We start from the raw sequence: 26,515 nt of genomic DNA, 5'->3' as shown, positions 1-26,515 counted from the left end.
TGCGACTGTGGAACCTCCGACCTGGCCCGACTCTCTACTGGGGCGGCCGTGTCAGCCGGTCGTCACAGCCATAGAGCTTGGCGTCCACATCGGTGAAGGCTGGCTGATTCGCGCCCGTCATGCGTGATGCACCGAGGTGCCGTCGGTACCCGTTGATGAGGTGCATGCGAACGAGCCTCTGCGGGGCTGTCGCAGGAGTCCTCCCTGTGGCAGATCGAGCCGAATGAGGTCATCCACGCTTAGGCATAGCGGATAGAGTCTCCGTTTTGCCGATCGGCCCTATACCGTGAGGACCATGACCGCCTCCTCCGAGCGCAAGCCCCGCCAAGACGCACAACGCAACCGAGCCACGATCGTCGCCACCGCAGCGCGGCACATCGCCGCAAACGGTGTCGACGCCTCGCTCGACGCGATCGCTAAGGAGGCCGGCGTGGGCCCAGCCACCCTCTACCGTCACTTCCCGTCGAGGGAGGCGCTCCTTGCCGCGGTCCTGCGCTCACACGACGACTCACTGCTCGCCGTGCGCGAGGAACTTCGCCAGGTGAAGGACTCTGGCACGGCGCTGCGCGGCTGGCTGCGCGCACTGGACGAGCACTTCGCAGCCTTCACGGGAGTCGCCGAGCCGCTGCGATACGCACTGGACGATGAAGGATCACCACTCGCGCTGACATGCCACGAGCTCACCGACATGATCGAGGAGTTCCTGATTCCCGCCCGCCGCGCCGGACACACCCGGCCCAACGTCTGCTCCCGGGATCTGCTCCTCGCCGTCCTCGCGACCGCCTGGGTCGCAGGCACCCAGCCCGGCGACTCCGCTAGAGCCGCCGCCGTGCGCGACTTACTCGAGCACGGTTACACCTCGGCTCACCATCCTGCCGCAAGTCCCGAACAGACCAAGGGCGCCTCAACCTCCACTTCGAAGTCCCGGATCGCGGAATAGGCAAACAGGCCGGGCGCCGACGTAGTCGTTGCCGAACCCAACCCCGCGGCCCGCGAGAACTCGCAGGAATTCGGGTACACCGGGTACCAGAGCGACATTGCGGTCTACGCAGTGACGATCTCGATCTCGTGGCCGATTTCACCAGATTCGATTCGACCGCCTCGGGCGCTAGCCGACGGCTGGGTGCACCGTCTCGTCCGGCCGGGCCTTGTCGGCGATACCTCAGTTGGACCGAGCCACGTCGAACCTCTCGGTCGGTGCAGGCGCTTGATCCGCGCCCGCCCGATGGGCGTGCCGAGTCTGATCTCGTGCGGGTCGATCAACTCTCAGGCGAGCCAGTTGGCAAGTCCCGGAATACTATCGGCCAGCCAGGTCGCCGTGTGTGCCGCATCCAAGGGTATCCGAACGGCGCTCCCGGCACCTCGCGGCGGCAAGATCCGACAACCCGCAGCTCCAACCCGCAGTCGACGACCCGTTCCTCGCCGGTGTGTCTATCGCGATGGGTACAAACCGGATTCGGATGAGGGTCTTGGCACGGGAGATCACCGCGTCCTCCGAGAGCGGCTGCGACCACTGCGGCGTGAACCCGCGGGTGGGCGTGACCCTCCAACTCGGCGTGAGATCCGCGGGTCGAGCCCGTAGCGATCAGGGACCCCGAGGTGGCCACGGAGAGTATTGCCCTCGTAGTCGACATGAAAGAGGCCACGCGCTTGCAAGATCGGTACAACCTGGTCGACAAAGGCGTCAATTCCGTCATGGAATGCATCGACGGCGAGCGAGAACCCGTCACAGGCACCAGCGTCGAACCACGACTGCATGTGATCAGCGACGTCGGTCGCTGTGCCCGCAACAACAGGATGGTAGTCGATCACGCCGTGGGCGAGGACGTCGCGGACGGTCCATCCTTCCCGGATCACCTCCAAGGCTCGCGACGAGCGGGGATCGTGAGGGTTCGCCACCGCGCGTTCCCGCAGATGCCGCGGCACGGGTTTGTCGATCTGCTTGAAGCTGAGCGGCACACCGATCATGCTGCCGAGATACCTCACTCGTTGACGCAGGTCGAGCGATTCATCCATCAAGCGTCGACGATCGAGCGCGGCACGGCGGGATTCGGCGATGGTGGGCATGAATCCGACGAACACCTTTACGTTGTCCGGTTTGCGGCCCGCTTTCTTTGCCGCATTTCGGATGGCGTTGCGCTGCGCACGAGCACTGGCGATATCGAATGGATTGGCGTACACACCATCCGCGTACATTCCCGCCAGTTCGAGACCCTCGGTTCCACCGCCCGCCTGAAAGACGACCGGCTGGCCCTGCTCCGACGGCGGGATCGGCAAAGGGCCACGTGCTGCGGCGTAACGCCCCTGCAAGTCGACCGGCCGGATCTTCGACATGTCCGCGAATCGACCTCGCGGCGCATCACGAACCCAGGCATCCCGTTGCCAACTTCCCCAGAGGCCATGCACGATCTGGACAACTTCATGCGCACGCCCGTACCGCTCCGGACGCGATGGAATCGTCCGGCCGAAGTTCGCCGCGGCGCCCGGGTCGGAGGTGGTCACCGCATTCCATCCAGCCCGCCCATGACTGATCACATCCAGTGCTTTGAACTGCCGGGCAAGGTTGTACGGCTCGTTGAAGGTAGTGGACGCCGTGGAAACCAACCCGATCCGCTCGGTTCCGCGAGCGATCGCCGTCAGCACCAGAAGCGGATCGATCGGAAATTGAGGATTGTGCTTGGCCAGATCCGCCGACATCGTCGGAGTGTCCGCCAAGAAAAGGAGTTGGACCTTGCCCCGTTCGGCGGCGCGGGCAAGCCGCACGAACTCATCCATGTCGGTGTAGGCGGAAGGATTGGCTCCCGGCAGGCGCCACGCCCCGGGTTCGCTCCCGTATCCACTGACGAGCTGCACGCACAGGAGCATTTTCCGGTTCTTCATCCTGAATCTTCCACTCTGCGTCAGGGATTGCAGGGCTGGCCAGCGCAGTCCGCTCCTGACTCAGCCGAGACCTGTGAAATCTCCCGCGATCCATCCCCATCGCTCCGTCACCAATAGGCAAGAGCCCAAACGGAGAATTCATCCGTTTACAGCAGGTCACAATACGGAGATACTCTCCGCTATGTCAAGCATGGGCGTAACAGCCAGAGGGCGAGGTGAAGACTCCCAAGCACCGTGCGGGCACATCCTCACGGGGCCCGTCGTTCCCACACCAGCACCCATTCCCGCCGCCATAACGCAATGCTGGGCGGGCGACTTGGGCGGGTTGGGGCATCCACACGGTCAACTCGGCAACCCGGGCGCCGTCGCGGGCCGCGCCGTCGCTGTCAATCGCCGCCCGCCACGCCTGCACTGGGCTCGGTCTGCCAGCCGCGCGTGAGGAGGTTCGCGACGACCTCGCCAGTCGTCTTGGTCGCCGAGGGGGCTGATGCGGCCCAGGCGGCACCGAGGTTCGCGAGGTACAGGTCCCGTCCGGTGAGTTCGGGCCGGGCCAACCCGTGGGCCTGCGCGTTGCGGAGGAGTTCGTCGGTCATCTCGATGACGTTCACACAGTTGGCGCCCAGCGGCGTGGATTCCTCTTCCCACGCTTGACGAAGCGGTCCGGGCAGGCCGTCGTAGCTGGTCATCCACGCGCGCATTGCAGTGAGCCACTGGTCCAGCCTCGCGGCCGGGCCCTGCGGGGATTCGACGAGGCCGCGATGCGTCTTCTGCAGATCACCCACGCGATCCTCGACGAGAGCGGCGATCAGCGCTCCCCGGTTGGGGAAGTGGCGGTACAGGGTCCCGGGCCCCACTCCGGCCTGCTTGGCGATCGTGTCCATCGGGACATCGAGTCCGTTCTCGGTGAAGAACTTCTCCGCGATCGCGACGATGCGGGCACGGTTCTTCGCCGCATCGGATCTCGTACTGATGCCGCGTCCACCCGCCATGATGCCCTCCACTCTTGCTAATCGGAGAGCCTCTCCGTATGCTCCGATACGGAGGGGCTCTCCGTATGAGGGTAGCGGACTCCCACCATCGGCCAGAAGGAAGCAACATGCCAGATCTCTCGACTCTCGCACTTCGACGCACCTTCGGTGCCTACGCGACCGGGGTCGCCCTGATTGCCGCTGACATTGACGGTCGCCGGCTCGGCATGCTGGCGAACTCGTTCACCTCGGTGTCGCTGAACCCGCCTCTGGTGTCGATGAGCTTCGCCCACACCTCGACGACCTGGCCCGCCTTGTCCCACGCCCGAAACTTCGGCATCTCGGTCCTCGGTGCCGGCGATCGAGAACGCGCCGACCTGCTACGCCGGCCGAGTGCGGAACGCCTCGAGGGGATCGCGACGCGCAAAGCGGGCGACGATGCCCTGCTGCTCCCCGATGCTGCCGCGACCCTGATGGTCGAGCGCCACTCCGAGATCCAAGCGGGCGACCATGTCGTGATGCTGTTCCGCGTCCTGGATCACTGCCGAGATGCGGATGCCGATCCGCTGGTGTTCCACAGCGGGCGCCTCCACGAGCTGGCCCGCTGACCCCAGCCGACACACTTCACAGAAAGGCTCACAGATGACGAACGACAAAAAGATGCTGATCGGCATGCAGATCGGAAACGGGTACGGCGGCCAGGCGACTGCCTGGATGGCGCCCAACGTCGACCCGCACAACTACACGGACCTCGACGCGCATGTCCGCTACGCCCAGGCCGCGGAACGGGGGAAGTTCCAGTTCCTGTTCCTTCCGGACTTCCTGGCGCAGAGCCAGAAGTCCGATGGAGATGCACCCAGCCTGACCATGGACCCGTTCGTGACGATGACGGCGATGGCCCGCGAAACGAAGAAGATCGGGTTCGCCGCGACCGCGTCGACGACCTTCTACGAGCCCTACAATCTGGCCCGGATCCTCAAGACACTCGACGTTGTCAGTGGAGGCCGGATCGGGTGGAACGCCATCACCACCTCCGATCAGGCATCCGCCGCCAACTACGGCGCGCAGATCGCCGACCGCGAAACGCGCTACGCCCGCGCTCACGAGGTCATCCAGATCGTCCAGGCGCTATGGGGCAGCTGGCAGAAGGACGCCTGGATCGCAGACAAGGAGACAGGGATCTTCGCCGACCTGTCGAAGATCCAGCCCATCAACCTCCAAGGACAATACGTCGCCTCGCGGGGACCACTGGAGATCCCCCAGTCCAAGCAGGGCCAGCCCGTCATCTTCCAGGCAGGCGGCAGCCCACACAGCCTGGCCCTGAGCGGCCGATTCGCGAGCGCCGTCATCGGCGCCACGTTCACCATCGAAGACTCCATCCGCCAACGCAACGCCATCCGCCACGCCGCCGAGCAATTCGGACGCAACCCGGACGACATCAAATTCTTCGCCGGCATCATGCCCACCATCGCCCCGACCGTCCGGGAAGGGCTCGATCGTCGTGGCCAGTTCGTCGAGCCCAGCATCCGCCAACGCGTCGGCTACCTCGGAATGATGCTCGGCCTCTCGCTCACCCCGGCCGACCTCGACCACCCCCTCACCGCACAGCAGCTCGCATCCACGCACGCGAACTACGAAGACCCACGCTCGGAGAAGGCACTCGAGATCGCCCGCGAAGGCTGGAGCGTCCGCGACATCCTCTATCACGCCGTCATCGACTACCACCCCTCACCCATCGGGCCCGCCCACCTCACAGCCGATCACATGCAGGAATGGTTCGAAGCCGGAGCCTGCGACGGATTCTGGTTCACCCCAGACGTCTACGAAGACGGCATCGACACCTTCGTCGACGAAGTCGTTCCCCTCCTACAGCAGCGCGGCCTCTTCCACTGCGACTACGAAGGCGACACACTCCGCGACCACCTCAGCATCGAATACCAATACGGACTTCGCGAGGAGTCGGCCTGAGTCCGATGCCGTCGGGCGTTCACCCTCGCCGTGAATAAGCAGAACGCCGGAGCAGGCCACGTCGTGACAACACCGACGACCGGTGCCGACGGATCGCTTGCCATGACCCGGTCACGCCGAGGCCGGCAGGCTCTGGATCGGCTCAACGCCGACGACACCCTGAGAGCAAGAATGGTCTCCGAACGCAGGAGTGGGCTTCGCCTCGGACCGCCGAGGTGGGGGTCTTGTCGAGGCAGTGAGCTGCGGTCACGCTGGTGGTCATGGCTACACTCACGGCGGAGAACGATCTGCTCGACGGGCATGTGATGCTCGACGTTGAGCGTCTGGACCGGATCTACCTGAACGCCTATGCGCCGAACCCGCAGGTCGGTGGGCAGGTGGTGTCGTTCATGACCGCGCACCTGGGTTACCCGATCCCGTCGCCGGCGATCCTGGAGAGGATCGGCACGGCATTCCGCCGGGCGGTGCGTCGTTTCGCGGACGACAACCACATCCCGGTGGTGCGGTTCGGCAAGCACGACCGCAAGATCGACGTGATGGGGCCGTACCTGAGCAGGCAGGCGAAGGCCGGTCGGCCGGGCAGTTCAAGACCAAGATCGTCACGTACGGCACCGAGGTCAACGTCAACGCCTTCTACCGGCACTCGCGGATCAAGCAGCACCTCAAGGCGGGCGGGCGCTGCGAATCGAAACCGTCGTCAACGACCCGGGCGACCTGGGCTGCCTACGACGGCTACCCAACCTCGACGAACTGCAGACCCGAGCCCGTGCGGTCAACCTTCGCCTGCTCGATACTGAACGTGTCGGCCAGAGTTGCGCCCTTGCGAGTCCAGCCTTTGAGCGGATCGTACGCCCACCCTCACCGAGGACGGCAGGAGGGCCCCGGCCCTGCGGTTCGGCACCCCTCGGGTCCAGGCCCTGGCCGGCGCCCTGTGAACCACCCTCGCCGTCACCGGCATCACCAACAAGCGCCTGCGAGCCTTGATGACCGGACTGCTCGGCGGTGCGAACTACTCGATGAACCAGGCCAGCTACGACCTGGCGCGGCTCCGGACAAACGGGCTCACCACCCGCATCCCGGGCCCAAACACCTACCGCCTCGACCCAGACGGCCTCCGATTCGCGATCTTCTACACCAAGGTGTACGACCGGGTTCTGCGCCCCTGCTCGCCGCCGACCAACCGCCGGCTCCATCAGCAATCCGTAAAACACTGCGCACCATAGACATTCACGCCCAACAGTGCATCGATAACGCCAGGCTTCTGCCCACAGCAGCCTGAAACTCGAGACAACTCTCGTACTTCTAGCGGCCAAGGTTCACTAGAGTCTGTCTTCAATCGGAACAGTCCGGCAATGACTTCGCACGCGACACCGACAATTTGGACGCTACTGTTTCGATCGTGGCGGCCGGTGAGGAGCGCAGCAGTGGCTTGGGCGACCCCAGGGGCAGCCCGTCGATTGCGGAGCGCGGGGCTGGGAGATTGCCGGCGCCAGCCTGGTCAGACAGGTTTCGGGCTGCCGCTTTCGTCGTCGCCGAGCTTGTTCAGGGCGTCGAGGCTGCGCATCGCCATGTCTGCGAGAAAGGGGCCGACATCGCTCGAGCGGGCGGCAGAACCAGACCGAGTGGCATCCGATACCAACAGAGCTTGCACAGCTCGAGTGGCGGTGCGTAGGCGATCAGCGGACCACCCGGGATAGAGCTTGTCCAGGCAGTCGGTCCAGCGACCGATGTAGCTCCGGAGCCGCCGTTGATACCGTCGCCTATAGGGTTCGGCGAGGGCCCGATGTTCGCGTTCCCAGATCCCAGCCAAGCGACGATGTGCAAGTGCGAACTCGACGTACGTATCCACTAGGTGTCGCAGTTCCTCCCGCGGGTCGTCGCGGGGTGCCTCCAGCCCGACGAGCAACGCATCGATGGCGCGATCGAAGAGCGTCGCGAGTATCTCGTTCTTCCCCTCGAAGTGCCGGTAGATCGCCGAGCCGGTGACGCCGGCTGCCTTGCCGATCTCGTCGACTCCCACTCCGTCGAAGCTGCGCTCGAAGAACAGCTCTTCGGCCACTTCCAGAATCTTCTCGTCCCGTCCCACCGGAGGTATCGTACGCGATCGGATCCTGTGAACGACCGTTGCCGGATGATGAATGGGTTTCGGAAATCCTGGTTCCGGATCTTCCGCGTGCCGGCAGGGGCATCTGCTTGAGGATGACGCAACGGCGGCGGGGCGCCGGACCCGACGGGTGACAGTTGATGACACGGGTGTTCTACGGCGTGGCGGGGAAGCGCGGACCCTGACGCGGCACCGGCGCCGCGTCAGGCCAACTCCGGATCGAGCCCGACGGACCGGGTCCCAGCGAAGCGGTCGATCAACCTTCACCGACCAGCGCGCGCCGGAGCTCGACCCGGACGCCGGCGTGCACACCGATCGTGTCGAGATAGGCGTCGAACGATCCATGGAGATTCGTCACTGTGTCCACGGCCGCGAGGAAGTAGCTTTCACGGACCCCGAGGACGAGTTCGGACAGGTCCGCGTTCGGCGAGTGACGTCGTTGCACCTCACGCAGATATTCGACCGCGTCGTTGCTGACCAGGAAGTCATCGACAACAGCCTGGTCGGGAACCCCGGCAGCGCGCAGGACAGCCCCGACAACCCACCCGGTCCGATCCTTTCCGGCAGCGCAGTGAACGAGAACCGCGTCGTGTGAGCGATCGATTACCGCGGAAACCACCCGCTGGATCGCTCGACCTGCCCCGTCGAGAGTCGCGAACTTGCGATAGGCCGCTTCCATGTAGGCGATCCGCTCCCGATCGGACGTCATGATCGGTAGTACGTGTGGCACCACGGTGGCGACACCGCGCTCGAACGGGTGGCTGTGCACGAGCGTGCCGGCCGGCACCCGGTCACTGCCGTACTCCGCGACTTCTCGAGCTCCGCGGAGGTCGAAGACGTTTTTTACATTCAGGGTCACGAGGCGGTCGACGCCTTCAGGGTCCAACAGACTGAGAGCGGAGGATCGAAACAGAATGCCGTTCTGCAGGGCACCACCGCCTGAGACGTGCATCCCGCCCACGTCTCTGAAATTCCACGCGCCGCGGAGTGTGGCGGTGTGGGACCCACGACGGCGGGTGGCCTGGTCGCTGTTACGCATACCGGACTACCGGTCCACATTCTCGAGTGCTTCGACGGGGACTTCGATGAACAGCCCCTGCGCCTCGGCCAACAGCCGGCCGCTCGCCTTGTCATGTGCGGTTGCCTCGATGAAAAGCTTGCGGCCCTCTCGGCGATCAAGTCGCCCACGAAACTCGACCTCGATACCGATCCGAACCGGCGCCCGATAGGAGACCGTCATACTGGCTGTGAAGCCGGACAGGCCATTCAGCGTCGACAGCACGAAACCCATCACGTCGTCGAACACTGCTGCGACCGGACCACCGTGTGAGACACCAGGCATGCCGGCGCACCCCGCGTCGAATAACGCTGTGGCGACAACATCGTCTCCATCGCGTCGCACTGTCACTGCCAAACCCAATGGATTCTCCTGCCCGGACACCGGACAGGAGGGGTAATGGTCCATCGACTCCCCGTCGCGAGGCGGTGGGCACGAGAGTTCCTTCACCAGGTCGTCGACGGAACGCCTCACAGTCGGGAACGCGATCACCGACTCCGCCAGCTCCTCCGCCAACGCCTCGATGCGCTCCAACAACGCCTCGTCGATGTCGTGTTCTACGAGGCGGTGCCCAAGCTTCCGCAACGCGGTGGCGGTTCTTACTCGCGCGCCGTTGCCAAGCACCTGTGCAGTCATATTCGCTCTCTCCGCTCTTACTGACAATGAGGCAACTCGGCTCGGTGGGCCGCGCATACGCGCGTCGGTCCGGAATTCCGGAGCTGCGTGGGACCGACACGATCCTCGTGTATGCGAACCGCGCCACCTCGTGCCGGAGCCGCTTATCGAATTCGTACCCCCTTCAGGCGAGTCCGAGCTGCCTGAGGAGATCGAGGTTGTTCCAGAAATCTCGGTTACGCACAATCTTGCCATTCTTTACACGTGCAATAGACGCGCCGGGAACGGTGAAGAATTTTCCCGTTGCGGGCATGCCAGGAAGGTCGTGTTCATGTATGCCGCCCATGTGCCAGGCGATAGCGAACCCCTCGTCCGTGGCGTAGCAGGTGTCCACGAGCCACCGGACACCGAGCGCGCTCATCGACTTGGTGTAGAACTCCTTGACCGCGTCGATGCCGTAGTACACCTGATTCACCGCAGTGTCCTCGTAGACGATGTTGTCCGCATAGAACGCCCACACCCGTTCGAGGTCACCGGAGCCAATGGCGCGCACGTAGCCTTTGACGAGCTCTTCGGTCTCCGGGTCGTTCGGCATAGGCGCTGTCCTTCTCGAAGCGGCTCCCGACGGTCTCAGGACGCCCCACACTCATTTTGATTACGTTAGTCTCAATATATGTGGGCGCAGCGGGGCGGTCAAGACCGAAGTCGGCCCCTGATCGCCCAGGGCGTGCTCCAGCGCGCCCGCTACCGGCCGATCGAAGGAGCACGATTGTTCACCGCCCGTCCTGTACAACCCGAATGCGGAACGATCGTTTACAATGACTCTGTCACCCGGTTCGACGAGCGGCGATGCGGACGCCCGCGGCGACTCCCCTGTCCGCAAGCTGGCATCGAAATGCCCAGCGGGCCAATCGAGTAGTAACCCACAGCCCGATCCTAGGAGAAAATACATGACATCGACACCTTCCGGAGGTCCCCTCACCGGGCTCCGAGTTGTGGAGCTCGCCGGCATCGGCCCCGGCCCTTTCGCGGCAATGCTGCTTGCCGATCTCGGCGCCGAGATCGTACGCGTCGATCGGCCCGGAGAGGGGCCGAGCGTCATTCCACCCGAACTCGACGCCATGCGCCGGAGCCGGAAGTCGATTGTCCTGAATCTTCGTTCCGAAGCAGGTGTCGGTGCCGTCCTCGATCTGGTCGAGAAGGCCGATGTACTCATCGAAGGCTTCCGGCCGGGTGTCACCGAGAGGCTCGGGTTGGGCCCGGACAAGTGCTGGGAGCGCAACCCGAAACTCGTGTACGGGCGGATGACCGGATGGGGACAGGATGGGCCGCTCGCCACATCCGCCGGTCACGACATTTCCTACCTCGCCCTGACCGGCGCCCTCCACGCGATGGGCCGCGCGGGCGAGGATCCAGCCGTCCCACTCAACCTCGTCGGCGACTTCGGTGGCGGCTCGCTCTATCTCGTCGTCGGGGTTCTTGCAGCAGTCTACGAGGCCGCGCGCTCAGGAAAAGGCCAGGTCGTCGACGCGGCAATCGTTGACGGTGCAGCCTCGTTGACGACAGTTCTACACGGAATGATGTCCGCCGGGATCTGGCGCGACGAGCGCGGCGTCAACGAACTCGATACGGGGCGCCCGTGGTACGACGTGTATTCGACGTCCGACGACAAGCACGTCGCGGTCGGGCCGATCGAACCCAAATTCTTCGCCGAGTTCATGACAACGCTCGATCTCGATCCCGCCGAGTGGGACCGCACAGCGCCCGAATCCTGGCCAGTCCTCCGCGAACGGATCGCCGCGATCTTCCGAACCAAGTCTCGCGACGATTGGGCAAAGGTCTTCGAGGGCACGGACGCTTGCGTTTCCCCGGTCCTGAGCCTCACGGAAGCTCCGACGCATCCCCATCTCGCCGCGCGAAACACCTTCGTCGAAGTCGGCGGCGTCACCCAGCCCGCGCCTGCGCCCCGTTTCAGCCGGACTCCCGCAACAATCCAATCGAATCCGTCCGCACCGGGCTCACACACTCGCGAGGTTCTCGAGAGCTGGGGTGTGCGAGACGTGGATTCGTTGCTGGAGCAGGGAATCGCGGTGCAGTCGTGAGCGCAGAAGCCCAACACGCAAGCGCCGACGACCATGCGGACAGCGAGTTGCAGGTACTGCGCAGCGGCCCGGTTGCGACGGTGTACCTGAACAGACCCAGTCGGCTCAATGCGCTCAGCCATGACCTGCTCGTCACCCTTCGCCGACAGTTTGCCGAACTCGACGCCGACGACACGGTCCGCGCGATAGTGCTGACCGGGCGCGGACGGGCCTTCTCGTCAGGCGCGGATCTGCGTGGCGCTCCGAGCGACGCCGAGGACGTGGTGCGGAGCCTGTACAACCCGTTGATTTCCGACATGCTGGCGATGAGAACACCACTAGTGGCAGCGATCAACGGGGTTGCGGCCGGTGCCGCAGTCTCTCTCGCGCTGGGGTGCGATTTGCGCGTCGCATCGGACAACGCGACCTTTCAACTCTCTTTCGTGAAGGTCGGACTCGTACCCGATGCCGGCGCAACCTGGATGCTGCCCCGCGCCATCGGGACCGCCCGCGCCGCGGAAATGGCCCTCCTCGCACGTCCGGTGGAGGCACAGCAAGCGCTGGCCTGGGGTCTCGTCAATGACGTCGTCCCAGTCGGCAACGCAGTCGATCGCGCCACCGAGATCGCGATGCAGCTCGCCCACTTGTCGTCGTCGGTGGGAACCACCCGGTGCCTACTCCACCGTGCCAGCGTGGTGGATCTCTCCGACCAACTCGACGCCGAGGCGACTGCCCAGGGGCTCGCGCAGCATAGCGACGACTACAAGGAAGCCCGGCGAGCGTTTGCCGAGAAGCGCATACCCCAGTTCATTCACTGATCCCGGGAACACGGGCCACGGAGAGCTCGCCGCCGACTACGCGGCGAGCTCTCTCTATTACCTAGAGAAACGACCTATAGAAACGACCGCTCACCTCTACAAGTCGTGCTCATCCCACGAACCTCGGATCCCATTCACGCATTGTCCCGCAACCCAGGCAGCCAAGTCTTCCAATCTCTATCCTGCACTACAGGTTACGGAAGCCGACTACACGGGACGACGGAATCGTTAGCAACGCGAGAGAATCATGCCAAGTTCCGAAGAGGCCCGCAGGCGCAGTCTTGATATCAACGATCGTTCACACGGACTTGCGTTTCGTGACGCCCGTCACTAAGCTCACTGGTGTCGCATCCCCACTGGGAGTCAACGCAAGGCGCCCAACCATCGACTGCTGGGACCGACAACTCGACCGCACCTTTCCAGCATTCCAAATCAGACAAGATCGCTGGGCCAACCGAGAGGGAATCCACATGTCCGACCTCACTCCCGAGGACGTTGTCCGCAGCTTCTACGACGACTGGGACTCGCTCGGGTTCCGCAAGTCCTACGAGAAGCACCTCCACCCCGACGTCACCGTCGAGAACACCGGGTTCCCCGACTGGCATGGACGTGAGTTCGTGCTCGAGATGCTCGACATCTACATGGACACGTTTCAGCGCCCCTTTGCTCGGGTGGAGCTGCACAACATCGCATCGAACGGAAACACAGTCCTCACGGAGCGGACCGAGCACAACGAGAATCGTGAAACCGGCGACGTCTACACCGGCAAGTTGATGACAACGTTCGTCATCGAGGACGGCTTGATCAAGAGGTGGGCCGAGTACTACGACCCCGCGCCCTACAAGTTCGGCTCAGCTGTCCCGCTCGGGCAGTCCGGGTACAAGGAGAAGCACGCCTCCTGATCCCGTGCAGTCGGTTCAGCCCTGTGGCTCTGGATGTTCCATTCAGAGCCACAGGGCTGTTCGGCGTGTGGGGGCGCATTGCCGGCCGCCGACACCTCGCCAAATTCACCTCACACAATTTGAGATTTTCTGTACATAAATCTGGGAACCGAACTACCGTACAAAGTTCGAGGCGCCTCGGCGGACGGGGCGTTGCGCACTCACCAAGGAGCGACCGCAGATGACCACCCTGTCCCCTTCTCGCACCGCCGCGCACCCGGGTCTCCCGCTGGAACCCACACCTGACGAGTTGCTTCTGCGCCAATCAGTGGCCGCCATCTCACGCAAGTACGGGCCGGACTACTTTCAGAAGCTGTCCACCGCGGGCGAGCCTCCAGCCGAGCTGTGGCGGGAACTCTGCGCATCGGGATTCCTCGGGGTGCACCTTCCGGAAGAACACGGCGGTGGCGGTGCGGGCCTCTCCGAATTGAGCGCTGTGATCGAAGAGACCGCCGCAGCTGGAGTGCCTGTTCTGAGCGCCATCTTCTCTGCCGGCGTCAATGGAACCATCCTGGCCCAGCACGGCACCGCTGAGCAGAAGGATCGCTGGCTGCGGCCACTCGCAGAGGGAACGGCCATGAGCTCGTTCGCCATCACAGAGCCCGACGCAGGAACCAACTCGTTCGCGATCAACACATGGGCCAAACCGGACGGCGACGACTTCGTCATCAACGGCATGAAGTACTACATCTCGGGCATGGAGGAAGCGTCGTTCGTACTCGTAGTAGCACGGACGGGAACGGACGAACGGACGGGCCGCGGACGGCTCTCGCTGTTCATCGTCGATGCAGACGCCGACGGCCTGACGCGACAGGTGATTCCGACAGCCCTGCAGGTACCGGAGCGGCAGTCCACGGTGTACTTCGAGAACGTTCGGGTGAGCGCCGATCGCGTGGTCGGTCGGATAGATCACGGTATGAAGGCTGCGTTCGCGGGCATCAATGCCGAACGGCTCTTGGTGTCGTCCATCTGTACCGGCGTCGGACGATATGCGCTCGACAAAGCTGTGAAGTACGCGAACGAGCGTTCCGTATGGGGCGTACCGATCGGCAGTCATCAGGGTGTCGCGCACCCGTTGGCCGAATCGAAGATCGCTCTCGAGTCCGCGCGCCTGATGACTGCGCGCGCCTGTGCGCTGTATGACGCCGGTATCAACCCGGGCGAATCCAGCAACATGGCCAAGGTCCTCGGAGTTGATGCCGGTCTGCACGCTTTGGACGCCGCGATACAAACGCATGGCGGAAACGGGGTGGCGCTCGAATACCAGCTGTCCAACTACTATTTCCTGCTCCGGATGCTCAAGATCGGACCTGTCTCCAAGGAGATGGTGCTGAACTTCATCGCGGAACACACTCTCGGACTTCCCAAGTCGTATTGACGGCCGTCGATCCTCTAGAGATTCGCCCGGCCCGGGAGCGGGATGAGATGAAGACTGCGTCACGAAGCGGCGAAAAGCGCACGCACTGCGTGCTTCTGCAGCTTCCCTGCATGGTTGCGGGGAACATCCCCGATGACGACTTCACGCGGCAGCTTGTAGTCCGCGATGAGCCCGCTGCAGTGCTTGCGCAGTTTCTCCAACGACGGCTGTGTACCCGGAGCCGGCGTCACCACGGCTACCACTGTTTCACCCCAATCCGAATTCGGACGGCCCACCACGGCGCAGTCGGCGACCTCGGGGTGACTCACTAACGCATGCTCGACCTCCGCGGAGTACACGTTCCGGCCGCCGGAGATGATCACGCCCTTCGCCCTGTCGACGAGTCGCATCGCGCCACCGGGCGCGATCTCCATCAGGTCGCCGGTGTGAAGCCACCCGGACGTGAGCACTTCCGCCGTCTCCTCCGGCTTGCGCCAGTACCCCTTCATCACCGGCTCACCCGACAGGAGGAGCTCACCAACCGCGCCGGGTGCCACATGATTGCCGTCGCCGTCGACAACGCGCGCCTCGACAAACGGCTGCGCTAGGTGCCCGGACGAGTACGGCTCATCTCGCACCTGCGCCATCGTCGAATAGATCCCGGTCGGTCCCGCTTCCGTTTGGCCGCACTGCTGGAAGAACTCGACGTCAGGAAAGGTCTCGAGCAAGGATTCGACCGTGTTCGCCGGCATCGGTGCAGCACCGAAGATGCCGGTCCGCCAGGACGACAAGTCGCGTCGGTGAACGTCGTCATGGCGCAGCAGGAATCGATACATCGTGGGCACACCGAGAAGAGTGGTAATTCGGAAGCGCTCGATCGCCTGCAGGACGGCGCCAGGCTCGAACTTGTCGATCAGGACGTTCGTTCCACCGAGAAGCGTGGTCGCGTTGAGGAATACGACACCGCCGGAATGGTAGAGCGGAGGCAGGTGAAGGTATCGGACCCCGTCGCGCAATCCGAGAGATACGATCTGCGCCATCGCCGCCCACACTGCCCGATGGTGGTCCAGCAGAACCCCTTTAGGTTGTCCCGTCGTTCCAGAGGTGTAGACGATGTAGGCATCGTCGTCCTCTGCAGCGTGATCGGAGGTCACCGACTCCCGATCGCAACGCGCTGTCAGCAGGTTCGGATGTGGGCCCTCGTCATCCAACCCGAACAATCGCGGGCCGGAACCGCCGACCTCATCACAGGCAGCACGCACGACATCATTCGATGACGAGCCGAACGCAAGGACCGTCGGTTCGCAGTCCCGCAGGATGTAGGCAATCTCGGGGGGCGCCAGCCGCGTGTTCACGGGCACGGCGATCGCGCCCAAACGTAGCGTTGCAAGCGCTGACACCACATAACCTGGACTGTTGCCCGCGAGCAACGCGACACGGTGGCCTCGTGAGACCCCCGCAGCGGCGAGAGCGGCCGCGACCTGCCCACAGTGGCGGTCGAGCTCGAACCAGCTCCACACGAGTGGTCCGGAGATCAGCGCATCACGATCAGGCACGCGTCGAGCGTTCTGGATGACGCACCCACCGATGGTCGGCATTTCCGGTTTCTCCATTCACCCCGCGGGGAAGACAACGTGCTCAGGTTCGGTTGTCGCTACGGATGAACAACCCGGTATCGTCGCGTAGCTGCGGCGGGCCGGTGCGATACCGGGCCGGTGTCCGCGACAGTGTGATCGGATTGTTGATCTGAGCCACCCCGTCAGGCTCGTCCTCGGGACGGACGACGGGAGTCAACCCCAGTCGATCAGCCAGTTCGAGCGCCTGCTTCATATCGTTGATAGGGGCGCAGGGCACACCGACCTGGCTGAGTATCTCGAACCAGTGATCGGCCGGCGCCTTGGTCAGTTCGCTCTCGAGTTCGGCGACCAGGTCCTCGCGATGCTCGACCCTCCCGGTGTTCGTGCTGTAGCGCACGTCTTCTGCCAAGTCGTCTCGTCGGATCGCGGACACAAGCTTCCGAAACTGGCCATTTGTGGTCGCAGCGATCGCCAACGGACGGTCCGATGTTCGAAGCGGCTGGTACGGAGCGACGCTGGGGTGAGCGTTTCCGAGAAGAGTCGGTACAACGCCCGTGAGAATGTGGGCCGACGATTGGTTGCTCAAAGCCGACAGAACCGACGACAAGAGGTTGACCTCGACCCACTGGCCCTCGCCGGTCCGGAATCGATGGTGCAAGGCCGCCTGGATTCCGATCGTCGCATGTAGTCCCGTAATGATGTCGACCAATGCGACGCCGGCCTTTGTGGGGCCCGACTCAGGATGTCCAGTGACGCTCATCAGTCCACCGGCGGCCTGCGCGATGAGGTCGTATCCGGCGAGGTGGGCCCCACCTGCCGAACCGAATCCCGTGATCGAGCAATACACGATTGCCGGGTTGACTTCCTGCAGCTGCTCGAAGCCGAGGCCCAGTTTCCCCATCGTGCCGGGTCTGAAGTTCTCCACCACCACGTCGCAGGTCGCGGCCAGCTCGAGCAGCTGGTCACGACCCGCCTCGTCCTTGAGGTCCAATGTGTACGAGGACTTGTTGCGATTCACCGAAAGGAAGTACGTAGACCGATCCTCGAACCACGGCGGGCCCCACGATCGGGTGTCGTCACCATCTCCCGGGCGCTCGATCTTGATGACTTCTGCTCCGAAGTCGGCAAGCAGCATCGTGGCGTAAGGACCGGCCAGCACTCGGCTGAAATCAAGTATGCGCACTCCGGCGAGGGCACCGTCCACCGCATCGCTCATGTCATGCCTCGTTCCGCGACAACGGCCGGATCGGCGCCGTCACCAGCTTCTCACTGAGACCGAGAGCCGGGGTACCAACCACGGAGGTGCCGCCGGACTCGACCGTCCAGTGCGCGTGGTTGAGCTGGTGGATCGAGAAGCTCGCATCCAAAGCCGTGGTGAAGCCCATGGCATCGACGCTCTGATTCACGGAATCCTTGATAGTCAGGGCGGTCATCGTCGGTAGTTGCGCGATCCTTCGCGCGAACTCCAGAGTTTTGTCGGCAAGCTGGTCATCGGCGAAGACCTTGCTGACCATACCGAGACGATGCGCCTCGTTGGCACCGATCGAATCGCCAGTCAACAGAAGTTCTTTCGCCTTCCGCGCCCCGAACTCCCACGGATGCCCGAAGTACTCGACGCCGCACATTCCCAGCCGGGTACCCACCACATCGGCGAATTCGGTGTTCTCGGCCGCCACGATCAGATCGCAGCACCATGTCAGCATCAGCGCCGCGGAGAGAACCTTCCCGTGAACTTGGGCGATCGTGATCTTCCGGAGGTTTCGCCAGCGGCGCGTGTTGTCGTAGAAGTAGTGGTATTCCTGGCGGTACCGACTCTCGACCCTTCCGCCCGTGGCTCCGTTGCAGGTGAAAGTGGGGTGCTGATGCGGACCTGGTCCGCGCTCGGCGACCATGTCCTCGGTACCCAGATCGTGTCCGGCCGAGAACGAAGAGCCGTTTCCACTGAGGATCACGACACGGACGGTATCGTCGCGTTCAGCACGGCCGAAGGCGTCGTCGAGTTCGACGAGCAGGCCGCGATTCTGCGCATTTCGATACCGCGGTCGATCCAGGGCAATGCGTGCAATCGTGCCGTCGTCGATTGTCTCGTAGGAGATGTACTTGTATTCCGCCATCCGCGTGCTCCTGTGTCATCGCACGGGTCGCGTAGCACCCGTACCCACCGCGGTCCATTATGAACCTATTGGTCTCAATACTATCCTCGGGCGGCTGACCGATCAACCATCCAAGCGTCGGACCAGATCGGAATGGGCTAACGCTCCAGCGCCTGAACAGCGTTCGTAGCGGCGGACACCAGCAATTCTTTCAGATGCGCCGAGCGCGGCACCTCCGACGGCCGGGTTCCGTCGGAGGTCATCATAGCGAGAACGGCCCTCGTGATACTTGCCAGGTCGGAGCGGCGCCAACCCGGGTAACACGCATCGAGGCACTCGATCCATCGGTCGATGTACTGCTTTTGTCTGCGTTGCACGCGACGCCGGTAAGGCTCAGCGAGCGCGTGTCGTTCCCGGGTCCAGATCGCCGCGAGCCGCACGTGTGTAAGGGCGAACTCCGCGTGCCCCGCGATGAGATAGGCCAATTCTTCTTTCGGATCAGGATGGACGACTGCAGTATGTCGCTGCAGCGCGTCCATCGCCTCATCGAACAGAACAGCGAGGATCTCATCCTTGCTCTCGAAGTGACGGTAGATTGCCGACGGTGACACACCTGCGCGGGCTCCGATCGCTGCGACGCCGACGCCGTCGAAGCTGCGCTCGTAGAATTGCTCCTCGGCGGCTTCGAGTATCAGGCGATCGCGTCCCACCGTTCGAGTGTACGGGCAAACCGGCATGGACGCGGACAGGACGCCGGGTTCGGTCGGACCGATCGTTCACCACCTCGACCGCACCCTACTCGTGCGGACCGGACTCCGGCCGCCCAGATGAACCTTTCAAAGGTCAGCAGCGCCGACTGATCGGAACCGCCGGCTCCTACGGAGGCGACGCAACGCCGCGCTCAACAGCATCGCGACCTCACACAACCAGCTTTGCCCGCAGCCCCTGGACAGTCTCCGGCGAGAGCTTCAGCCCCATTTCAACGAAGTTGTCAAATGTCCCATAGAGCCGATCGACCTCGTCGAATGCCGCCTCGAGGAAATCTGCGTTCACTCCGTATGCGACGCGGGTCGCCTCCGCCGCGTCAGCGCCTTTGTCCTGCGACACCGAGGCAACCTTGGCGTCGATCGCGCCCCGCGAGTACTCATTGGTCAGGAGGTAGTTCGCGATGACGTCTGCGCGATCGACGCCCGCGATGGTCAGCAACAGCGCGCTGGCCCACCCCGTCCGATCCTTACCCGCTGTGCAGTGAACCAGCACTCGTCCTTCAGCCTTTCCGATGTCGGATATCAAGGCGGCGAACTGTGCCCGCTGATTCGCATTCGCGACGAACTGGCGGTTCGCCTCCAGGAGAAGTGCACGCGATTGTTCTGGCGAGGAAAGACTCTCCGCAACGGCGGCGTTGGAGTTCGGCGCCGCATCTCCCATGATGTTCACCCGAACGTAATTGGCGCCGAGCGGCACACGGTCGGGTGCCCTGTCGATCTCGGCGGTTCTGCGTAGGTCGAAAACGGTGGTAATTCCCTGACCGTTCAGTACAGCAAAATCGGAGTCGTCGGGGTTCAGGGCATTGGATCTGAGCACGACTCCGGTCTGCACGGCCCTACCGTCTGCGGTCCTATAGCCTCCACCAGGACCTGCAAGATCCCGAAAGTTGTCGACCGAGCGCAAGCGGGGGGCCGAATACGTTTGCCCCGAGTCTACTTCGGCGGGCAAGGCCGCTGTCGTGTCCAGGGTCGGCGAACTGCAGGCTCCGGCGACGAGAGCGCCTGCGGCCGCGGTCGTCAGAATGCAACGGCGTATTATGCGCTTCTTTGTATCATAAATGGTCACCAGCTCAGCATCTTCCCCGCTCGGGCACGGACGCAGGCCAGCGAGTGAACAGATGTGAAACAGGAGCGAAACCTCCCGGAATGCGGGAGACCAGTGAGTTCGCGGAGGATCCGAAATGCGGCATCCCGCGCTCTGCCGACGGTCCCATCAGGTCCTGCTCGCACCGCCCGGGCGACGGCGCCTGACCCGGGCGATGCATCTGGCCGTCACCGACGACGAACCACCATTCCCGCAGCTTCCCGGTCCCAGGTCGTGGTAGTGACACCCTCGGCTCGTAGATGATACTTCTGAATCTTGCCGTTCGGGGTCCGTGTGAGTGTCGACCTGAATTCCACGTACCGGGGAACGGCAAAGTACGGCAAGTGATCGATCGACCAGCGGCACAACTCTTCCTCGGTGAGCGACGCGCCTTCCTTGAGAACGATTGTGGCCTTCACGCAGTCCTCACCGCGACCGGTCTCCACCGAATGCACCGCCGCTTCGCTGATAGCGCTGTGGCTCACTAGCGTTCGCTCCACCTCGAAGCTCGAGATGTTCTCGCCGCGCGATCGCAGGTAGTCCTTCTTCCGATCGACAAAGTACAGATATCCGTCTTCGATCCGGCCGAGGTCGCCGGTATGCATCCAAAGGTTTCGCCACACTTCAGCGGTGGCGTCCGGGCGGTGCCAGAACCCCGAGAACATGGTGTTCGGGGCTTTCGGTCTGTACACGATCTCGCCGACCTCGCCCGGTGGAACTTCGACGTCTTCGTTATCGAAGATCCGCACGTCGAAGTCCTCGTCTGCGATGTGCCCGCATGAGCTCAGCGGTGCCGGATCGGACTCCGGCGAGAACGCGATGAAGACGCCCTCGGACTGACCGTATCCGAAGCTGTTGACGAACTTGACTCCGAACCTCTCCTGCCAGATCTTCCGCACTTCTGGTGTCACGGGAACCCCAGTCACTGTGTGCAGTTGTCCGATGCAGCGCTTCATGGCGTCGTCGTCCGGTGCGTGCGCGACCCACGGAAAGATCGATGCCATGATCAGTGCGCGAGTTGCACCAGATCGTTCGATCTCCTCCCAGAAGGTGGACACGGAGAATCGAGCTTCGATCGCGACCCGACCTCGGTTGATCATGGCCGACATGACCAGCCCCAACGCGGACTGATGGAACAGCGGTAGGCATGTCCAGACCGCTTCCCCTCGAGGCTGGGGGACGAACTGTTGCCATTGTCTGCCCTGATTGCACAGATAGTTGTGACTGAAGATGCATCCTTTGGAGGGCCCCGTCGTGCCCGATCTGTAGATCAGGCACGAGATGTCCCCGGGCCTGGTCACAGCCGGGATTGGGGTCTCGTCGGTACCACGGAAGGCATCCACCGTGTCCACAGCGACCTCCGCGGCGTTGGATGTGGCGTCCCCACCACGAACCAGGATCCGCTTCAACTCTGGTGCTCCACCGGCGATATCGGTGAGCGCTGGGAGATACTGCACCTCGCAGATCGCCAGCGTTGCCCCGGCGTCGGCGATCTGGTGTCGGAGAAACTCGCCCTTGTATGCGGTGTTGATCGGGACCCAGATGGCACCCAGCTTGTTCACCGCAAGCCAGATTACTATCAGGTCTGCGTTGTTGTCGAGAACGCTGACAACGGTCTGGCCCTGGGTTATTCCGAGTTCGGCGAACGAATGAGCCAGCCGCGTCGACATCCTGTCGATGTCACGGTATGTGAGTAACTCACCACTGAAGTCGAGGAACACGTCGTCCGGACCCTGGGCGACGGCGCGTTCGAGGGCACCCAGCACAGTATCGGGATTGACCGGCTTCAAAGGGTCTCGTTGCTGAGCGGTGGCAGCGGTCATCACAGTGCCCTTTCCACGATTTGGATGTCTTGTATCGGATCCTCGGCGGCGAGCGCGAGCTCGGTGTCGATTCGGTACCCTGTGACACCGCAGATGAACTCTCGCAACACGAACCGATCCGCAACTACCCTGTCTGCAGCGGCGTACTCGGGACCTATTTCGCAGACCGCGGTCTCGCGAACGATTGCCTGGGCTTTGTACCCGGCGGTCAACGGGCCGAGGTCGGCCCCATTGCACCACCAGCGGCCGTCCACCACGTAGACCAGCTCGCCGACACGGCGAGCACCGTGCGGCGGCGTCACGAGTTCCTTCGGTTCGTGACCACCGAGGCGCTCACGGCAGGCCGAGAGCCTGCATTCGTTGGTGCTTGCTGTGTCGACCGCTTCGTCCGAAATGACCACACCGTACACCCGAGTCGCAACCGCCTCGTCGAGCATTTGCGCCCGAACATCAGCCAGGACGAGGGCAGGATCCCGGAGTAACGGGTCACCGTAACCCGCTGCTCCGGGTGAGACCCATTCGACGACGTCTCCCGGCCCCATGGCCTGGGGCGCACCCTTGTAGGGCAACACGGTTTCCTCGCCGGCGATGTCGTCGATCGATGTGTTCACCTCACTGCCCTTGAACTTCTCCAGGACGTCGGTGCCGTGTTTCACGCGGCATGTCGCCAACGATCCGGGGTTGCCACCGAACAGACCCTGTCCACGCGGAAAGGATTCATTCTGGTAGACGACCAGCGAGGCCCCGAGAACGCGGTGTGCCATCAGGGTCTCCTTGAAACCCACTCCCGCGCGGTATTTCCCGCTGCCGTCCAGCCCGACGGGAAGCAGCTCGCGGGACAGCACCAGGAAGGGTGTCTGGGCCTCCAGATCTTCGGAGTTTGCGGCCGTCGCGTCCGGGATCCACCAGTGCCCGCCCGAGTCGACGCCGTCACGGGAGGCGCGTCCGGCAAGGGAGCCCATCAGGCCGTTGGCATCGATCAGCATGAACTGGTTACCGCTCTCGTCGAGGCCGGCACCGATGAGTGAGGCCAGGTTCGGGGTCGGCGCTCCCAGCGTGAGGTTGCGGGTCTCGTCACTTCCACTGGCGAGCATCTTGCAGACTGCGCTGGCGGCCACGTTCATCATGGCCTCGGAGGTGAACACACCGGATGAACTCACAGCGGCCGGATGATCCGCGCAGTTCAGCAGGCCGGGGATCGGCCGGAACTCCACCCGACGGTATGCCCCGCCGTAGGCGCCGGCCATTTCCGGGAGCATCTGCTGTGTCAGTGAGGACAGCACACAGCCGCTGAACCCGGCGAAGCTCAAATTGATTCCACCGGCTTGCGGGTCGGTGCCCTCGTTGTCGACGATGAGCTGATCACCTGTCTTGGTGATGTTGACCTGGTAGACGTACGTGCTGCGGTCACCAGGGACGGCCCCTTCTATCGCACCGCGGTGGGACCAGCGACCGTCCGGGATGTCGGCCAGCCGCTCGACGAACACTGCCTCGCCGGCGTCCAGGACACGGTGCATCACGCCCTTGACCACGTCGGCTCCGTACTTGTCGATCAACGACGTGAGCTTCGTGCGGGTCGCCGCGAGCGCGCCCATGCCTGCCCGGAGGTCCATGCGCGACAGCCCGGGGTACCGGCTCTGCCGAACGAAGAGTTCTTCGATGTCGGATCGCAGTCGGCCATGTTCCACCAGAGTGACCGGTGGCCAGACCATCGGCTCCTGCCATGAGTCGATTGCCTCGACGCACTGACTACCCGGCGTCGGTCCCCCGACGTCTTGATGGTGCATGGAATTGGACAGCCAGCAAAAGATTTCGTCGCCGACCATGACCGGAGCGGCCAGTGTTACATCCGACTGATGAGAGGATCCAATGTAGGGGTCGTTGGCCAGGAAGATGTCCCCTTTTCGGATTCCATGGGCAGCGCGGTGCTCGAGAATGAATTTGACCGTCAGCGAATTCTGATTCGAGAAGTACTGCACGCCTGCACCGAGATTGACGACTTCACCGATTTCCGTCAGCACAGATGTCTGAAAGTCGCGAGCCGTCATGACGATCGGAGACAGTGAGAGTCGCTGGATCAGATCTGCATGCTCGAGATTGGCGTTCATCAGCGAATACCTGATGACTTCATAGGTCACTGGATCGATCTGATCGACCACGGACCGGTGTAGTTTCACCGCCGGATCGACACGGGGTGGATCGGCGGGGATGTATCCGCGCGCAACCCCGTCCCAGACGACGTTGGATTCGCGAGAGGGCAGGGTGTCGGTCATCAGCACGCATCCTTGTTCACTGTCAGCACACAATTGCCTGAGGCGTCGGTGTGCAGGAATTGATCTGGCGCCACCGAGATGGTGGTGTGCGCCAGCTGGACGACGGCCGGACCCTCGATCTTCGCATCTCCCCGCGGTTGACCGTCGTACACAGCCGTGGTGATCCAACGTTCGGCGCCGGGCCAGAAGACCTCGCGCGTACGGACGGGGTCGGGCGAACCAGTACCCGTCGCGCATCCCGGAGCGGCGCCGAGGCCTACGGTGGCCGTCACGCGAACCGCGAAGATCTCGGGTGCATGGAACGGCGACAGAGCGGCTTCCCCATAGAGCCGAGCATATTCGGAGGTGAAGGCGCTCGTCAGCTCCGCACACATAGCCTCGTCGACAGGGCCGCTGCCCATCGGCAATGGCAGTTCCTGCATGAATTGCTCCGCATACCGCGCGAGCGCGGTACGTTCGAGCCGAACCTGGCCGGCCTCGAACCCAGCTTCTGCCATCTCCGCCAGCGCGCGCGCCTCGACCGATTCAGTGACGACGGCCAAAGCCGGAGCATCGAACGGCACCCGGATCGTGCATTCCTGCTCGAGTACATGCGTGGCGTCGCTGACCGCAATGCCGTACGCGGAGAGGGTGGACGCGCCGTTACCGAGCGGGATGAGGACTTCGCGCACGCCGAGCTCACGCGCGAACGAGAACGCGTGGACCGGTCCGGCACCACCGAACGCGTACACGACGAAGTCGCGGGGATCCAACCCCTGTTCAATCGTGCGTTGACGAATCAGGGTGGCAGCGTTGGTGCCGTTCACCCGCAGGATGCCGGAGGCGGCCTCCTCGACCGACAGTCCGGACTCCTTCGCCAGCAACTGAACCGCATCAATGGACGCCTGCTGATCGAGTTCCATTCGACCGGCGAGAAAATTGTCGGGGTCGATCAGGCCGAGGACCACGTCCGCATCGGTCACGGTCGGTGCGGTGCCGCTTCCGTAGCACGCCGGTCCGGGGTCGGATCCGGCCGATTCCGGACCCACTTGGAGTGCGCCACTGTGCCTGTCGACCCGCGCGATGGACCCACCCCCGCATGCGATGGACCGCACGTCGAGCTGAGAAATCTTGAATGTGTACTGTTCGATGACGTTCTCGCTCGACAGGACAGGATTGCCGTCGATGAGTAGGCCCACCTCGAACGAGGTTCCGCCCATGTCTGTGGCGATAACGTTTCGGTGCCCACTGGATTTCGCGATGGCTGCGGTGCCCGCGAGACCACCCGCGGGGCCCGAACCGATGGTTTGCACGGGGCGTCGACGCGCCACATCGACCGGGAGCACGCCGCCATTGGACTGCATGATGAACGGAGGCCGGTTCAGGCCCCGCCCTTTCAATGCGTCCGCGAGTTCACCAAGGTACCGGCTCGATGCGGGCCCGACGTAGGAGTTGATGACCGAGGCCACCGTCCGCTCGAACTCTCCCTGGCGAGGTGCGATGTCCGAAGAAATGCTGACATACATCTCCGGACAGATCTCATGAACCATGTCGCGAAGTCTGCGCTCGTGCGCCGGATTGCGAAACGACCACAGCAAAGCGATGGAGATTGCCTCGACGTCTGATCGCAGCAATTCGGTCAGACTCGCGCGCGCGGATTCCTCGTCCAGGGGAGCGAGAATCGATCCGTCCGGAGCCACACGCTCGGCCACTTCGATCACATTCCGGCGAGGGACGAGCGGAGCGGGCTTGTCGGTGTCACGAACGTTCAACACCCGGTCGGCCGGAGCGCCGGCCGTCCGGCCGCGGCCGCGCATCATAACCAGCGCGTCGCTGTGCCCTTTGGTTGCGACGAGGCCGACCCGCGCGCCTTTCCGTTCCACGACAAGGTTTGTCCCGATCGTTGTTCCATGACTGAACTGGTCTGTTGCCGCGAGCAACTGTTCCACCGTTTGACCGGTGGCTTCTGCCAGTTGACCGAGCCCGTTCAGTACACCTTCCACAGGACTGGTCGAATGTGTCGAGAGCGCTTTGCCATGGAAGACACGCCCGTCCTCACTCACCGCGACACAGTCGCTGAACGTGCCGCCGATATCGACACCTATTGCGTACGTCATGCCGCGGCCCCGT

Annotated in this window: 22 protein-coding genes; 8 read left to right on the top strand and 14 right to left on the bottom strand. The window is 63.5% G+C overall.

The window, feature by feature from the left end; all coding sequences use genetic code 11:
- Positions 1-295 precede the first annotated feature (295 nt).
- Positions 296-940: a TetR/AcrR family transcriptional regulator gene (locus tag P3H15_RS09810; protein WP_276137044.1), complete on the top strand. Its 645-nt coding sequence runs from the start codon at positions 296-298 to the stop codon at positions 938-940.
- Positions 941-1,482: 542 nt separating this feature from the next.
- Here the strand turns inward: P3H15_RS09810 and P3H15_RS09805 are convergent.
- Together P3H15_RS09805 and P3H15_RS09800 are read right to left on the bottom strand one after the other, a co-directional pair.
- Positions 1,483-2,880: an NtaA/DmoA family FMN-dependent monooxygenase gene (locus P3H15_RS09805; protein WP_276137043.1), complete on the bottom strand. Its 1,398-nt coding sequence runs from the start codon at positions 2,878-2,880 to the stop codon at positions 1,483-1,485.
- A 386-nt stretch (positions 2,881-3,266) separates the two neighbouring features.
- Entirely contained in the window at positions 3,267-3,869 is a 603-nt protein-coding gene (locus tag P3H15_RS09800; RefSeq protein ID WP_276137042.1) for a TetR/AcrR family transcriptional regulator, read from the bottom strand.
- Positions 3,870-3,976: 107 nt separating this feature from the next.
- Here P3H15_RS09800 and P3H15_RS09795 point away from each other — a divergent pair, with 107 nt between their 5' ends.
- The 3 genes from P3H15_RS09795 to P3H15_RS09785 all read left to right on the top strand — a co-directional run bounded on the left by P3H15_RS09795 (position 3,977) and on the right by P3H15_RS09785 (position 7,039).
- Positions 3,977-4,456 carry a flavin reductase family protein gene (locus P3H15_RS09795; protein WP_276137041.1) on the top strand — a complete coding sequence of 160 codons (480 nt, stop codon included), beginning with the start codon at positions 3,977-3,979 and terminating at the stop codon, positions 4,454-4,456.
- A gap of 34 nt (positions 4,457-4,490) precedes the next feature.
- Positions 4,491-5,816 (top strand): NtaA/DmoA family FMN-dependent monooxygenase, encoded by a 1,326-nt coding sequence (locus tag P3H15_RS09790; protein WP_276137040.1) that lies wholly within the window; start codon positions 4,491-4,493, stop codon positions 5,814-5,816.
- Positions 5,817-6,799: 983 nt separating this feature from the next.
- Complete coding sequence (locus P3H15_RS09785; RefSeq protein WP_276137039.1) at positions 6,800-7,039, top strand: hypothetical protein; 240 nt, start codon at positions 6,800-6,802, stop codon at positions 7,037-7,039.
- A 275-nt stretch (positions 7,040-7,314) separates the two neighbouring features.
- Here the strand turns inward: P3H15_RS09785 and P3H15_RS09780 are convergent, their stop codons facing one another.
- The 4 genes from P3H15_RS09780 to P3H15_RS09765 all read right to left on the bottom strand — a co-directional run bounded on the left by P3H15_RS09780 (position 7,315) and on the right by P3H15_RS09765 (position 10,187).
- Complete coding sequence (locus tag P3H15_RS09780) at positions 7,315-7,902, bottom strand: TetR/AcrR family transcriptional regulator (protein WP_276137038.1); 588 nt, start codon at positions 7,900-7,902, stop codon at positions 7,315-7,317.
- Between the two features lie 274 nt (positions 7,903-8,176).
- The gene (locus tag P3H15_RS09775) at positions 8,177-8,959 is read right to left on the bottom strand and encodes a tyrosine-protein phosphatase (RefSeq protein ID WP_276137037.1); all 783 of its coding nucleotides are present in this window, start codon (positions 8,957-8,959) and stop codon (positions 8,177-8,179) included.
- A 6-nt stretch (positions 8,960-8,965) separates the two neighbouring features.
- Positions 8,966-9,613: a PaaI family thioesterase gene (locus P3H15_RS09770; RefSeq protein ID WP_276137036.1), complete on the bottom strand. Its 648-nt coding sequence runs from the start codon at positions 9,611-9,613 to the stop codon at positions 8,966-8,968.
- 163 nt (positions 9,614-9,776) lie between these two features.
- Positions 9,777-10,187 carry an ester cyclase gene (locus P3H15_RS09765; protein WP_276137035.1) on the bottom strand — a complete coding sequence of 137 codons (411 nt, stop codon included), beginning with the start codon at positions 10,185-10,187 and terminating at the stop codon, positions 9,777-9,779.
- A 355-nt stretch (positions 10,188-10,542) separates the two neighbouring features.
- On the opposite strand from P3H15_RS09765, the gene P3H15_RS09760 reads away from it, so the two are divergent.
- The 4 genes from P3H15_RS09760 (at position 10,543) to P3H15_RS09745 (ending at position 14,810) form a co-directional block, all read left to right on the top strand.
- Positions 10,543-11,694, top strand: coding sequence for a CaiB/BaiF CoA-transferase family protein (locus P3H15_RS09760; protein ID WP_276137034.1), 1,152 nt, complete (start codon positions 10,543-10,545; stop codon positions 11,692-11,694).
- A complete protein-coding gene (locus P3H15_RS09755; RefSeq protein ID WP_276137033.1) occupies positions 11,691-12,491 on the top strand; it encodes an enoyl-CoA hydratase/isomerase family protein in 801 nt (266 codons plus the stop codon). Before P3H15_RS09760 ends, P3H15_RS09755 begins: the two co-directional genes overlap by 4 nt.
- Positions 12,492-12,961: 470 nt before the next feature.
- A complete protein-coding gene (locus tag P3H15_RS09750; RefSeq protein ID WP_276137032.1) occupies positions 12,962-13,393 on the top strand; it encodes a limonene-1,2-epoxide hydrolase family protein in 432 nt (143 codons plus the stop codon).
- 220 nt (positions 13,394-13,613) lie between these two features.
- Positions 13,614-14,810 carry an acyl-CoA dehydrogenase family protein gene (locus P3H15_RS09745; protein ID WP_276137031.1) on the top strand — a complete coding sequence of 399 codons (1,197 nt, stop codon included), beginning with the start codon at positions 13,614-13,616 and terminating at the stop codon, positions 14,808-14,810.
- A 59-nt stretch (positions 14,811-14,869) separates the two neighbouring features.
- Here P3H15_RS09745 and P3H15_RS09740 read toward each other — a convergent pair whose 3' ends face one another.
- From P3H15_RS09740 to P3H15_RS09705, 8 genes are all read right to left on the bottom strand, one after another.
- Entirely contained in the window at positions 14,870-16,387 is a 1,518-nt protein-coding gene (locus P3H15_RS09740; RefSeq protein WP_276137030.1) for a class I adenylate-forming enzyme family protein, read from the bottom strand.
- 40 nt (positions 16,388-16,427) lie between these two features.
- On the bottom strand, positions 16,428-17,582 hold the full coding sequence (locus P3H15_RS09735; RefSeq protein WP_276137029.1) for a CaiB/BaiF CoA-transferase family protein: 1,155 nt from the start codon (positions 17,580-17,582) through the stop codon (positions 16,428-16,430).
- Position 17,583: 1 nt separating this feature from the next.
- A complete protein-coding gene (locus P3H15_RS09730; protein ID WP_346348769.1) occupies positions 17,584-18,480 on the bottom strand; it encodes an enoyl-CoA hydratase in 897 nt (298 codons plus the stop codon).
- A 137-nt stretch (positions 18,481-18,617) separates the two neighbouring features.
- Positions 18,618-19,169, bottom strand: coding sequence for a TetR/AcrR family transcriptional regulator (locus P3H15_RS09725; RefSeq protein WP_276137028.1), 552 nt, complete (start codon positions 19,167-19,169; stop codon positions 18,618-18,620).
- 208 nt (positions 19,170-19,377) lie between these two features.
- On the bottom strand, positions 19,378-20,292 hold the full coding sequence (locus P3H15_RS09720) for a tyrosine-protein phosphatase (RefSeq protein ID WP_276137027.1): 915 nt from the start codon (positions 20,290-20,292) through the stop codon (positions 19,378-19,380).
- Between the two features lie 206 nt (positions 20,293-20,498).
- Positions 20,499-22,133, bottom strand: a complete 1,635-nt coding sequence (locus tag P3H15_RS09715) for an AMP-binding protein (RefSeq protein WP_276137026.1) — start codon at positions 22,131-22,133, stop codon at positions 20,499-20,501.
- Entirely contained in the window at positions 22,133-24,406 is a 2,274-nt protein-coding gene (locus tag P3H15_RS09710) for a hydantoinase B/oxoprolinase family protein (RefSeq protein WP_276137025.1), read from the bottom strand. Before P3H15_RS09710 ends, P3H15_RS09715 begins: the two co-directional genes overlap by 1 nt.
- Positions 24,406-26,502: a hydantoinase/oxoprolinase family protein gene (locus tag P3H15_RS09705; protein WP_276137024.1), complete on the bottom strand. Its 2,097-nt coding sequence runs from the start codon at positions 26,500-26,502 to the stop codon at positions 24,406-24,408. Before P3H15_RS09705 ends, P3H15_RS09710 begins: the two co-directional genes overlap by 1 nt.
- Positions 26,503-26,515: the final 13 nt, after the last annotated feature.

This window comes from Rhodococcus sp. T2V (assembly GCF_029269925.1).
Classification (GTDB): domain Bacteria; phylum Actinomycetota; class Actinomycetes; order Mycobacteriales; family Mycobacteriaceae; genus Rhodococcus_F; species Rhodococcus_F koreensis.
The sequence above is the reverse complement of the archived record's forward strand: the minus strand, read 5'-3'. Positions and strand labels throughout refer to the sequence as shown.

Excerpts from the sequence above, each read along its gene's own strand:
- P3H15_RS09810 (WP_276137044.1), top strand. The coding sequence starts at position 296 with ATGACCGCCTCCTCCGAGCGCAAGCCCCGCCAAGACGCACAACGCAAC.
- P3H15_RS09805 (WP_276137043.1), bottom strand. The coding sequence starts at position 2,880 with ATGAAGAACCGGAAAATGCTCCTGTGCGTGCAGCTCGTCAGTGGATAC.
- P3H15_RS09800 (WP_276137042.1), bottom strand. The coding sequence starts at position 3,869 with ATGGCGGGTGGACGCGGCATCAGTACGAGATCCGATGCGGCGAAGAAC.
- P3H15_RS09795 (WP_276137041.1), top strand. The coding sequence starts at position 3,977 with ATGCCAGATCTCTCGACTCTCGCACTTCGACGCACCTTCGGTGCCTAC.
- P3H15_RS09790 (WP_276137040.1), top strand. The coding sequence starts at position 4,491 with ATGACGAACGACAAAAAGATGCTGATCGGCATGCAGATCGGAAACGGG.
- P3H15_RS09785 (WP_276137039.1), top strand. The coding sequence starts at position 6,800 with ATGACCGGACTGCTCGGCGGTGCGAACTACTCGATGAACCAGGCCAGC.
- P3H15_RS09775 (WP_276137037.1), bottom strand. The coding sequence starts at position 8,959 with ATGCGTAACAGCGACCAGGCCACCCGCCGTCGTGGGTCCCACACCGCC.
- P3H15_RS09770 (WP_276137036.1), bottom strand. The coding sequence starts at position 9,613 with ATGACTGCACAGGTGCTTGGCAACGGCGCGCGAGTAAGAACCGCCACC.
- P3H15_RS09765 (WP_276137035.1), bottom strand. The coding sequence starts at position 10,187 with ATGCCGAACGACCCGGAGACCGAAGAGCTCGTCAAAGGCTACGTGCGC.
- P3H15_RS09760 (WP_276137034.1), top strand. The coding sequence starts at position 10,543 with ATGACATCGACACCTTCCGGAGGTCCCCTCACCGGGCTCCGAGTTGTG.
- P3H15_RS09750 (WP_276137032.1), top strand. The coding sequence starts at position 12,962 with ATGTCCGACCTCACTCCCGAGGACGTTGTCCGCAGCTTCTACGACGAC.
- P3H15_RS09745 (WP_276137031.1), top strand. The coding sequence starts at position 13,614 with ATGACCACCCTGTCCCCTTCTCGCACCGCCGCGCACCCGGGTCTCCCG.
- P3H15_RS09740 (WP_276137030.1), bottom strand. The coding sequence starts at position 16,387 with ATGCCGACCATCGGTGGGTGCGTCATCCAGAACGCTCGACGCGTGCCT.
- P3H15_RS09735 (WP_276137029.1), bottom strand. The coding sequence starts at position 17,582 with ATGAGCGATGCGGTGGACGGTGCCCTCGCCGGAGTGCGCATACTTGAT.
- P3H15_RS09730 (WP_346348769.1), bottom strand. The coding sequence starts at position 18,480 with ATGGCGGAATACAAGTACATCTCCTACGAGACAATCGACGACGGCACG.
- P3H15_RS09715 (WP_276137026.1), bottom strand. The coding sequence starts at position 22,133 with ATGACCGCTGCCACCGCTCAGCAACGAGACCCTTTGAAGCCGGTCAAT.
- P3H15_RS09710 (WP_276137025.1), bottom strand. The coding sequence starts at position 24,406 with ATGACCGACACCCTGCCCTCTCGCGAATCCAACGTCGTCTGGGACGGG.
- P3H15_RS09705 (WP_276137024.1), bottom strand. The coding sequence starts at position 26,502 with ATGACGTACGCAATAGGTGTCGATATCGGCGGCACGTTCAGCGACTGT.